At 34.7% G+C, this 12,387-nt stretch carries 8 protein-coding genes; all 8 read left to right on the plus strand.

The genetic code is table 11. The features are described from left to right. The first annotated feature begins 55 nt into the window (after positions 1-55). The 8 genes from VB798_RS11475 (at position 56) to porM (ending at position 12,365) form a co-directional block, all read left to right on the plus strand. Positions 56-3,628, plus strand: a complete 3,573-nt coding sequence (locus tag VB798_RS11475) for a VCBS repeat-containing protein (protein WP_323258613.1) — start codon at positions 56-58, stop codon at positions 3,626-3,628. 473 nt (positions 3,629-4,101) lie between these two features. After that, positions 4,102-4,977: a succinate--CoA ligase subunit alpha gene (gene sucD, locus VB798_RS11480; protein ID WP_323258614.1), complete on the plus strand. Its 876-nt coding sequence runs from the start codon at positions 4,102-4,104 to the stop codon at positions 4,975-4,977. 59 nt (positions 4,978-5,036) lie between these two features. Beyond that, positions 5,037-6,296, plus strand: a complete 1,260-nt coding sequence (locus VB798_RS11485) for a DUF4271 domain-containing protein (protein WP_323258615.1) — start codon at positions 5,037-5,039, stop codon at positions 6,294-6,296. Positions 6,297-6,383: 87 nt separating this feature from the next. Continuing rightward, positions 6,384-7,169, plus strand: coding sequence for a uroporphyrinogen-III synthase (locus tag VB798_RS11490; RefSeq protein WP_323258616.1), 786 nt, complete (start codon positions 6,384-6,386; stop codon positions 7,167-7,169). A 204-nt stretch (positions 7,170-7,373) separates the two neighbouring features. Further along, on the plus strand, positions 7,374-8,351 hold the full coding sequence (locus VB798_RS11495; protein WP_323258617.1) for a PorP/SprF family type IX secretion system membrane protein: 978 nt from the start codon (positions 7,374-7,376) through the stop codon (positions 8,349-8,351). 267 nt (positions 8,352-8,618) lie between these two features. Further along, on the plus strand, positions 8,619-9,755 hold the full coding sequence (gene porK / locus VB798_RS11500; protein ID WP_323258618.1) for a T9SS ring complex lipoprotein PorK/GldK: 1,137 nt from the start codon (positions 8,619-8,621) through the stop codon (positions 9,753-9,755). Between the two features lie 140 nt (positions 9,756-9,895). Further along, positions 9,896-10,684 (plus strand): type IX secretion system motor protein PorL/GldL, encoded by a 789-nt coding sequence (gene porL, locus VB798_RS11505; RefSeq protein ID WP_323258619.1) that lies wholly within the window; start codon positions 9,896-9,898, stop codon positions 10,682-10,684. A gap of 103 nt (positions 10,685-10,787) precedes the next feature. Continuing rightward, positions 10,788-12,365, plus strand: coding sequence for a type IX secretion system motor protein PorM/GldM (porM, locus tag VB798_RS11510; protein ID WP_323258620.1), 1,578 nt, complete (start codon positions 10,788-10,790; stop codon positions 12,363-12,365). Positions 12,366-12,387: the final 22 nt, after the last annotated feature.

Below are 12,387 nucleotides of genomic sequence, written 5' to 3' on the forward strand. Positions count from 1 at the left end.
AATAGTATTCATATAAAATCTTGTTAATTTTATATTCCAAAAAAGACCCAATTTTATGAATCAAAAATTACTGCTATTATTCTTCATGATAGGTTTCTCTCTTTCCTCATGTAAAAAAGAGAGTACGCTCTTTACTCAATTATCCGCAGAAGACACAGGTATTACATTTTCTAATAGGATTACAGAAAATGACACCATGAATGTACTTGAATTTGAATACGTTTATAATGGCGGAGGCGTTGCTTTAGGCGATTTCAACAATGATAATCTTACTGACATTTACTTCACAGGCAACCAAGTTGCCAATAAATTGTACCTCAATAAAGGAGTAGATGATGCCAACAAGCTAAAATTTGAGGACGTAACCGATAAAGCAAAAGTTGCAGGCGATGGCAAATGGTGTTCGGGTGTTGCCCTAGTTGATATTAACAATGATAAATTATTAGATATTTATGTTTGTGCAACCGTAAAAGACGTTGCTTCTGAAAGAACTAATATGCTTTATGTAAACCAAGGAGTTGGGAAAGATGGTGTTCCAACTTTTAAGGAAATGGCAAAAGAGTATGGCATCGACGATGATTCACATAGTACTAACGCCGCTTTTTTTGATTATGACAATGATGGCGATTTAGATTTATATGTATTAATTAACGAAATGGAAGACATCCGTTTCCCTAATAAATATCATGATAAAATTGTAGATGGTTCATCAAAAAGAACAGACAAATTATTCCGTAATGATTGGGATGAAAAACTCCATCATGCCGTTTTTACAGATATTTCAAAACAAGCTGGCATTTTGATTGAAGGTTACGGTTTGGGACTAAACATTACCGACATCAATCGTGATGGCTGGAAAGATGTTTATGTAACGAATGATTATTTGACAAATGATTTACTTTACATCAATAATCATAATGGTACTTTCAACGACCAAGCTCACGACTATTTCAAACATACTTCATATTCGGCAATGGGAAATGATGTTGCCGACCTTAATAACGATGGTCTGGTAGATATTTTGGCTGTGGATATGATGCCCGCAGATAATTATCGTAAAAAAATGATGTTGCCACCCAACAATTACTTGACTTATCAAAACAATGAAAAGTTTGGCTACGACTACCAATATGCACGAAATACTTTACAAATGAACCAAGGAGTAAATCCTAAAACGGGCAAACCTGTTTTTAGTGAAATTGGTTTATTGGCTGGCGTTGCTGAAACTGACTGGAGTTGGACTCCTATGGCAACCGATTTTGATAATGACGGACTCAGAGATATTATTATCACCAACGGATTTCCAAGAGATATTACAGATCAAGATTTCATGATTTATCGTGCTGAAATGGGTAATATGATGACTAAATTGATGTTACTTGATTCTATTCCTTCAGTAAAAATCACAGATTATGCTTTCCGAAATAAAGGTAATTTTAATTTTGAAGATGTATCAATGGCATGGGGATTGAACAAACCGAGCTTCTCGAATGGTGCAGCTTACGGAGATTTGGATAATGACGGCGATTTAGATTATGTTACGAATAATATCAACGATTCAGCTTCAGTTTATCGTAACAATTTGATTGAAACCAAACCTGATGAAAGTAATTATCTTCGATTAAAACTAAATGGTGCCGATAAAAACATTGGTGGTTTAGGTGCTTTTGTTGAAATCAAGTATCAAAATGGACAGACTCAAGTTTATGAAAATTCGCCTTATCGTGGTTATCTTTCTACAATTGAAAATATTGTACATTTTGGTTTAGGGAAAAATCATATTGTTGATGAAGTAAAAATTATTTGGCAAAGTGGTAAAGTACAAGTACTCAAAAACGTGAAAGCAAATCAAGTTTTGAATATTTATGAAAAAAATGCGGTTGTAAATCTTGAGAAAAAATCAAGTAACCCTACTCTTTTCGAAGACATTACCGATTCCTTGAATATCAATTTTACGCATACTGAAAAAGATGCTATTGATTTTAATATTCAAAAATTAATGCCTCATAAATTCTCTCAGTTTGGGCCAGCCATTTCTGTTGGAGATGTTAATGGAGATGGACTTGAAGATATTTTCATTGGCGGACCAAGCGACCAAAAAGGTACATTTTTACTCCAAAATCAATCGGGAAAATTCACACAAACTGATTTAATTGCCAATGAAACGAATCTGACGAAACCTTCTGAAGACATGGGCGTATTACTTTTTGATGCAGATTCAGACAATGACCTTGATTTATACATCGTCAGTGGCGGTTACGAGTATCCAAATGGTTCCCCTGTTTATCAAGATAGATTTTATGAAAATGATGGAAAAGGACATTTTACACAGAAAACCCAAGCACTTCCAGCATTCTTAAAAAGTGGTTCATGTGTAAAAGCTGCCGATTATGATAAAGATGGCGACCTTGATTTATTCATCGGTGGCAGAGTAGAAGTAGCAAGTTATCCAAAACCTGTTTCAAGTTATATCCTTAGAAATGACTCAAAAGCTGGGCAACCAAAATTCACAGACGTAACAGCACAAGTAGCTAAAAACTTAGTAAATATCGGTTTAGTTTGTGATGCCATCTGGACAGATTATAATAACGATGGTTGGATAGATTTGATGCTCGCTGGCGAGTGGATGCCTATCACGATTCTTAAAAATAATCATGGAAAATTAGAAAAATTAGCAACGGCTACTGATTTAGACAAACAAGTAGGTTTCTGGAACAGTATCACAACTGGTGACTTTGATGATGATGGTGACATCGACTACATAGTTGGAAACTTCGGAAAAAATTCGCTTTTCAGAGCAAGTGATACCGAACCGGTTTCTATTTATGGAAAAGATTTCAACACCGATGGTAATTTTGATGCCATTCCTACGGTTTTTTATAAATCAAAAGAAGGTGAATTGCTCAAAAAAGAAGTGCCATTCAACGGAAAAGATGATTTAAATAAGCAAATGATTACGATGCGTAAGAAATTTGTTCGTTATAATACTCTAGCAAATGCGGAGATAAAAGATGTACTTTCAGAAGAAGATTTGAAAGATGCCATCATTTTAAAGGCCAATTATCTTAAAACAAGTTATATCGAAAATCTTGGGAATGATACTTTTAAAGTAAAAGCATTACCAATGGAAGCACAAACAGCGCCAGTTTTAGGAATGTTGACCGAAGATTTTGATAACGACGGAAACCTTGATGTGCTGATGGTTGGAAACGATTTTGGAGCAGAAGTTTCAGTTGGCAGATATGATGCTTTCAACGGATTACTTTTAAAAGGAAACGGTAAAGGCGACTTCAAACCTATTACTTTACCTGAAAGTGCCTTTATTGTTTTAGGCGATGCAAAAGGCTTAGTCAGAGTGAATAATCCACAAGGAAAAGCCTTGATGATGGCAACACAAAACCGTGGTGCACTAAAAACCTTCAAATTAAGAAATAGTGTGTTGCAAAGTAAACCATTGAAAAATACAGATATGGTTGTTTTAGAAACACTCAAAAATGGCAAAACGAGAAGAGTAGAAGTAAATTATGGAAGTTCGTTTTTATCGCAATCTTCACGAAGTATCTTGGTTAGTTCAAATGTAAAATCAATGGAAGTAATTGATTCAAAAGGAAAGAAAAGAACACTTTAAGTATATTATTAAAAATTAGATAACACAAAAAAGCAAATTCAGGTTAATCACTGGATTTGCTTTTTTTGTGCATATCCTTTAAAAAGCACTTCAATTGTTTATCACCAAAGGAGCAGTGCCTCCCCTCCTATCTTTTCTCAAAAAACAATATTTCAAACTTCTGGGTAATTCATCAGTAAATTTCTATCAAATCAATCTTAACATAGAATTAGGCAATTAAATTATCGAAAAATGATAAGCTATACTATATTTCCAGAAATAGAAATAGCTTTAAATATCTATAAATCAATCAATTAAATACAATTTAAAATAAGTATATTACTCAATATCCAAATTCCTTTTTGTCCTTTGCCTTGCAAACTATACCTTTACAATAAATTTACGTAGGCACTGTATAATTATAATCTCTATTAAGGTTAAATACAGTAATTTCACAAAAAAACTGATTTTTACAAACCAAATATTTATCTGAAATGAGTGTACTTGTTAACAAAAACTCAAAAATAATCGTACAAGGCTTTACTGGGTCTGAAGGTTCATTCCACGCTCAGCAAATGATCGAATATGGTACTAACGTAGTTGGTGGTGTAACACCAGGAAAAGGTGGTTCAACCCATCTTGACCGTCCTGTATTTAATACAGTTGCTGAAGCTGTAGAAAAAGCAGGTGCTGATACTTCAATCATCTTTGTACCGCCTGCATTTGCTGCTGATGCTATCATGGAATCTGCTGACGCTGGTATCAAAGTAATTATTTGTATTACAGAAGGTATTCCAACTAAAGACATGATTTATGCTAAGGAATACATTCAGAATAAAGATTGTCGTTTAATTGGTCCAAACTGTCCGGGAGTAATGACGGCTGGTGAATGTAAAGTAGGAATTATGCCTGGTTTTATTTTCACAAAAGGTAAAATTGGTATCGTATCAAAATCAGGAACTTTAACTTACGAAGCTGTTGACCAATTGACAAAAGCAGGTTTAGGACAAACAACTGCAATTGGTATTGGTGGTGACCCTATCATTGGAACAACAACTAAAGAAGCTGTAGAATTATTAATGAATGACCCTGAAACTGAGGGTATCGTAATGATTGGTGAAATTGGTGGTGGAATGGAAGCTGAAGCTGCACAATGGATCAAAGCTGATGGTAACAGAAAACCTGTAGTAGGTTTTATTGCTGGACAAACTGCACCGAAAGGTCGTAGAATGGGTCACGCAGGTGCTATCATCGGTGGTGCAGACGATACTGCTGCTGCTAAAATGGCAATCATGGAGGCTTGTGGAATCCACGTAGTACATTCTCCTGCTGATATTGGTGCTACAATGTTGAAAGCATTAGGATTGTAGTAAACGGTTTCAATGAATATTGATAGTTTTTTTCTAATTTTGCACAAAACTATCAAGACTTGAACTTTTACCAGAAATATATTCAATTGCAAAATCCTGCACGATTTACTGAATCATGCAGGATTTTGTGTTTAGACAAACAGTACTCCTTTTTCCAGTCGCTAGTTTTTTTGATTATCGCTAGTCTTCTGTCATTCTCTAATCATAGCTATGCTAAAGGCACCGTTGGACCAAGCAATAGCTTTTATTTAGTTCATGACTATCACGACGACTGGCAGGTCTTTGACGAACCCTACAAGGCTTATGTACCTTATGTTCGTGAACTTCATAAAGATTATAATTCATTCAGCTTATTTTGTGATATTGAAAACTACAAGACTTACAAAATACTCTATTACTCATCTAAAGAAAATTATCTATTTATCAATGCTTCTTTACAACAAAAACTACCAGTAAATCAGTGGCTTGTATTAGATGTTGATAGTCTTCAAAACGTTTATAAAAAAACGAAGTTATTCCTTACGATTTATGGTACTAATACCAACGTAGATGAATTAATGCTGTATGTAGGAAACCCAAAATCAACAAGTCAAGCAGTAATTGAATTATCAGAATCTTTATTGACGATTATTCCTCGAGAAATTTCTTCTTTCCAGAATTTCTTTGTGATTGGTATTTTTTTGTTGGTATGTGCGTATGCTTTTCTGTATAACTATCAACCAAAATCTTTTGAACGTTTTTTTAATCCGAAAGACCTTTTAACGATAAGTCTTCGAGATGATACTTTTGTTGTAAACAAGCCTTTCGATTTGGGGAATTTATTGTTTGTGATAAACCTCAGTTTTACGATTGGTTTTATTTTCATGTTAATTATTATTGAGAAAAACGACTTATTCTCGACAAGTACCATTCTTCAAGAAGGAGAAACACTTGGTGTATTATTTAGTAATTTCTTGGTAATAACCTCTATTATATTCGGAGCATACATTTTCAAATATGTTTCATTGATGATTCTTTCCAATCTTTACAGACTTGATAAAATTATAAATATTCACTTTTTTAAAATTATTCAAGCTTCAAGTATTTTTTTCCTGATTGTATTAATTGTACTGACATACAGTACAATATCTATCCCAGAAATCACCAAAAATGCAGAAAAGTATTTGTTCCTACCAGTTTCTATATTCTTTATTGGACGCTTGGCCCTCTTATACTTTACGATAAATAAGATGACCTCATTAAAAAATCTATATTTATTTTCGTACCTTTGCATCGTTGAATTAATCCCACTTATTGTTGGCATCCGTTTTGCACTCTAAATAATGTGATAATTCAACAAAAAAATGTTCTAAAAAAGAACATCATTAGCCCAAACAATAATCCAATCAAGTTTAACTGCATTGAGCATGAGCGAAATAACATTAACCGCACATCCAGACAGATTAACCAAAGTAACCAGTATTTTAGTTACGCAAGCACGCCCAACCGACGAGAAATCACCATATTTTGAGTTGGAGAGAAGATACAATATCAAGGTTGATTTTCGCCCATTTATCGAAATTCAAGGCGTTGCTTTTAAGGACTTCCGGAAGCAAAAAATCAACATTCTTGAGCATACAGCCATTATTTTTACTAGCCGTAATGCCGTAGATCATTTTTTTCGTATTTGTAAAGAAGCACGTATCGAAGTACCAGCCGATATGAAGTATTTCTGTATTACAGAACAAACTTCAAATTATTTGCAGAAATATATCGTGATACGTAAACGTAAAATATTTACAGGAACAAAAACTGCTGCAGAATTACTTGAGTTAATCAAAAAACACAAAACTGAAAAGTTTTTATTCCCTTGTTCGGATAAACGCCGTAGCGATATTCCTGAATTTATGGGAACAAACGATTTACATCTTACTGAAGCAGTAATGTATGAAACAGTTTCTTCTGATTTATCTGATTTAGAAAGTGTTTTTTATGATGTCATCGCATTTTTTAGCCCTTCAGGTATTAAATCTTTGTATCATAATTTCCCTGAATTCAAACAAAATAAAACGAGAATTGCAGCCTTCGGTCCTACAACAGCAAAGGCAGTAACCGAAGCTGGTTTGATTTTAGATATTCAAGCTCCACTTCCAAATGCTCCATCAATGACTGGCGCTTTGGAACTTTATATCAAAAAAGCCAATAGCCTTTAAAGGTTATTGAAAATAAATCATTCAAGACCTGTGAGTAATAAAACTCATGGGTCTCTTTTTTTATCAGACTTTTTACAACAAATATCAATAAATTAGCGTTAGGAGTATCTGAGAGATACAAATTTTAGCGTAAATTATACAAATGTTTATTAGATTTGGAATTAAAGCCTGTATTTTGACTTATCTGTACTTTTTTGAAAGACTATGCGAAAGAATTTACAATATTTTACTCTAATTCTACTGCTATTGGCAAACTGCTCCGTTTTTGCGCAACAAGATGCACAGTTGAGTCAATATATGTTTAATCCATTATATATTAATCCAGCAACGGCAGGTACCGATGGTGTAATGAGATTTCAATTGCATTACCGTAATCAATGGACTGCCTACCAAACTACTTATGATGGTTCAGGTTCATTAGGTACACAAGTACTTACTGCCTCAATGCCATTGAACGGGTTGCATAGTGGCTTAGGAATACAATTTGTAAATGATAAAACGCCTTCTGGAAGTGGCTATCAGAATATGCTATTATCTTACGCTTATCAAATTGGCTTAAGAAACGGTTCAATATTATCAATTGGCGTAAAAGGTGGATTTCATACCAAAACTTTTGACTCACGCTTTAGACCAGGTGAAACAGGTGACCCAATTGTAGATGCAGCCTCTAAAAGTATTAATGAAACCAAAGCTGATTTAGCACTAGGCATTTTATACAAAGCACAGGATTATCAACTAGGAATAAGTCTTAACCACGTCAATACACCCAATTATAGTTTTGGCGTAACAAGAGATAGCGATTACCGTATCAAACAAGTATTAAATATTACGGCAAGCTATGATTATTATCTTAATGATGAAGTAAAAGTTACTCCAACAGCACTTTGGAGAAGCGATTTCGTAACTTCAGCCTTAGAAGGCGGTGCCATTTTTACTTATACTGAAAAATATTGGCTCGGAGGTTCTTATCGTTTAAACGATGCTGGTATCATTATTGCAGGGTTATCCATGCTGAAAGACAATTCGTTACGATTAGGTTATTCACTCGATTTAACAACAGTTGGGCAAACAGCAAAATCTCCTACATCACACGAAGTATTAATCAGTTATGCACTGCCTGCACCAAAATTATTTGGTGGGAAAAAGACTCCAGTTCGTACACCAAGATTCAGACATCAATAATTTTTTTCCTACAAAACCCAACAGAAGCAATTTACAAAAATCACAAATAAACGATTGGTGTACTTACAACAGAAAAAAATATTAACTTTGTTTTTGGGTTACTATACTAACCAAGTAAATAAGGTCGTTTTTAAGAAGATTTAACATTAAAAATTGAATTTTATTACAATAATATAAAACACGATTATATTAGAAAACCATTATCAAAATTTTAGAGATCATTACCTTATTTTACTTACGGGTATCAATTAAAAAAGTTAAGACACTATGAATTACAGTGGAATTTTCAGGAAAATATCCTTACTACTCTTAGTAGTTACTCCTGTTTTGTTTTTGGATAGCTGTAGCTCTGGTACTAGCAAAACAGCTAGTAGCAAAGGTAGAAGTAGCAAACGAGGAGAACAGGTTGCTAAAGGCAAGAATAGCAAACGAAGCAGAAGTAGCAAAAAAGAAGATATCAAGATGGTCAATGGGGAAATTGCAGCAACCAGTCGTAAAGGTTGGAAACAAACTACCCCACTAGGTATGGTCTTGATTCCTGCTGGCTCATACATGATGGGACAAGCAGATGAGGATATTGCTGCAACATCAGTAGGCTTCAACAAACGTGTAACAGTTGTTCAGTTTTATATGGACGATACTGAAATCACTAATAATGAATATCGCCAATTCACAGACGTAATGTTGACAGATTCAATCTCTGTCCTTGGCGAAGAAAAAATACTTTCTGAATTATATCCCGATACTACTGTATGGAGTAAAGACTTTACTTATCACAATGGTGACCCAATGACTGAATATTATTTCTCAAGCCCAGCTTTTGATATGTATCCAGTAGTTGGTGTTAGCTGGGTTGCAGCTAGATATTTCTGCGACTGGAGAACAAAAGCTTACAATGACTACAGAACATCTGAAGGAATGTACATTTCTCCAAGATTCCGTTTACCTTCTGAAGCAGAATGGGAATGGGCTGCTCGTGGAGGAAAAGCTTCTGCTAAATATCCTTGGGGTAACCCTTATGTTGCTAACGTAAAAGGTTGTTTATTAGCAAACTTCAAACCTCACAGAGGTAATTATGATGCTGACGGTTATGCCTACACAGCGCCTGCAAACCAATTCAATGCAAACGATTATGGTTTATATAACATGGCTGGAAACGTGGCTGAGTGGTGCTTAGATGCTTATGCTGATAATGCTGTAGCAATTACTTGGGACTTAAACACAATGAATGACGATAAAGACGAACCACGTAAAGTAATTCGTGGAGGTTCATGGAAAGACGTTGCTTATTATCTTGAAACGGGTACTCGCTCGTATGAGTATGAAACCAAGAAACGTTCTTATATCGGCTTCCGTTGTGCGATGAATCATTTAGGGCGTTCATCAGGTAAAGAATTCAGGTAAAAGAAAAAACGATTTTGAATCGTAAGCGAGGGAATCCAGTCGTACTTTACGACAACGTTCTCTCGCTTCGTTTTAATAATCCATCCAAACATCAAAATCATTCTCATTAATCGTTACACTCAAAATCATTACAAAAACAAATGGAAAGAATTATTAACGTTATCGCCAGTTTTGGTGCTGCAGTAGTTATCGTTGGTGCTTTATTTAAAATCTTACATTGGAATTATGCCAATGAAATGCTAATGGTAGGAATGTTTACTGAAGCATTTATATTTATATTATTCGGAGTTTTATATCTTTCTGTAAGACCTGAAAAAAGTTACGATTGGGAAAAAGTATATCCTGAATTAGCAAGTGATTTCCAAGGAGAATTACCTAAAAGAAGCGTTGCAACATCAAACGCTGGAGTTGGTTTAACTGCTAAAATGGATGAGATGTTAGCTAATGCTAAAATTACTCCTGATGTTTTTGAAAATTTAGGAAAAGGCATGAAGTCTTTAACTGAAACTGTTTCTAAAATTGGAACAATTACTGAAGCGACTGTTGCAACAAACGACTATGCTAAAAATGTAAAAATTGCAGCAGGGACAATGACAGAAATGAATAAGGCTTACGGAGTAACGATGACTGCTATGGGAGAAATGGCAAACGCTTCTCAAGATGCTAAAGAATATCGTCTTCAATTCCAAAAAGTAACTCAAAACATGGGTGCTTTGAATGCTGTTTATGAATTAGAATTACAAGACACCAACAAACACTTGAAAGCAATGAATGCCTTCTATGGTAATTTAACTGTAGCAATGGAAAACATGGCTGACGCAAGTAAAGATACTCAGCAGTTTAAGCAAGAATTAGCAAAATTGACTACTAACTTATCTTCATTAAACACTGTTTATGGAAGTATGTTATCAGCCATGAAAGGAAACTAATTTAAGAGACATATCGGTTATGATTAGTTCAAAATTAATTATAACAAGCATATTGAAAAAAACTTAAACAAAAATCCTATAAGTAGATAAGAAAATGGCTGGAATGAAAGAAACGCCCCGTCAGAAGATGATTGGGATGATGTATTTAGTGCTAACAGCTCTACTTGCTTTACAAGTAAGCGATGCACTTTTACAAAAATTTGTACTATTAAATAATAGCTTAGAAGTTGCAAACAGCTCGGCTGTTCAAAAAAATAATCAAACTGTTGAAGGAATTAAGGCAAAAGTAAACGATTCGCCTAATCCTGCTCAATATGCAGATATCATCAAGCAAGCTCAAGAAGTACGTAAACTTTCGGATGTGATGGTTGGTGAGTTAGATGATTTAAAAAATACGATTATTGAGAAAAGTGGCGGTATTGATCCTGAAACAGGTACTTATGTCGGTATGAAAGAAACCGAAAAGGTATATGAAGTAATGATTGGTGGTAAAAAAGACGGCTTGGCTTATGGCTTAAAAACAAAGCTTGATAATTTTGTCACTAAAATTGCAAGTTATGGTGATAAAAACACCAAATTTGAACCACTCGCTCTCTCTGGAAAAGAAGACCCAGCAGTAGCCAAAGATGCCAATAATAAAAATAAGGATTTTGCTGAATTGAATTTTGCTGAAACGCCAGTACCTGCTGCTTTAGCGACTTTAAGTCAAAAACAATCTGAAATTCGTCGTTATGAAAGTACAGTTTTAGGGCAATTGGCCGAAAAAGTAGGGATTAAAGACGTTAAGTTTGACAAAATCTTAGCAATGGTTTCTGCAAAATCTAATACAGTAGTTGCTGGGATGGATTACGAAGCAGAAATGTTTATTGCAGCTTATTCAAGTGGAATTACGCCAAGAATGAGTTTCAATGGAGCTGGAGTACCGGTTAGAGATGGTAAAGGACAAATTAAGTTTAAAGCTCAAGGTGGTCAATACGATAGCCGTGGACTTTCAAAGAAAACTTATTCAGCAAGTATTTCATTTAATGGACCGAATGGAGCTGAGACAAGAACAATTAATGGTGAATATTTCGTTTTAAAACCAACTTATAATATTGAAGCTGGAAGTTTACCTCCATTGTATTTAGGTTGTGCCAATAAATTAAGTATTGTTAGCCCAGGATTAGGTGCTTTATGGCAACCAAGTTTCAGTGCAAATGGAGCAGAAGTCATTGCAGCAGGTAGCGGAAAAGTTACAGTTGTACCAAATGCTGCTTCAGTAGAATTGAATATCAATAATGGTGGTATTTTATTAGGAACAGAGAAGTTCAGAGTAAGAAGAGTTCCAAAACCAGAAGTGAAAGTATATGGTGGTGGTGGTGAACTGGATGAAAAACGTGGTGCAAGTGCAAGTGGTTTAAGAAGTATTGATGTTAGGGCAATCGCCGATGAATCATTCAAAGCAACGAATCCAGAAGATGCTCAATACCGAGTTTCAGAAGTTTACATAGCATTAGCAAGAGGCTCAAAGAAAGTTGCAGACCTTACATTACAAGGTGGTGGGAATATTAGTACTTTAGCACAGAGTGCCCAAGCTGGAGACCGTTATTATATAGAAATAAAAGCTGTTCAACGAAAAAACTTTAAGGGTACAATAGAAACCATCCCCTTTAATATAATAAAGAATATTCCGTTAAACTAGTATATTTTTGACAGAGTTGACT

It is taken from the genome of Arcicella lustrica, from assembly GCF_034930985.1.
Lineage (GTDB): Bacteria > Bacteroidota > Bacteroidia > Cytophagales > Spirosomataceae > Arcicella > Arcicella lustrica.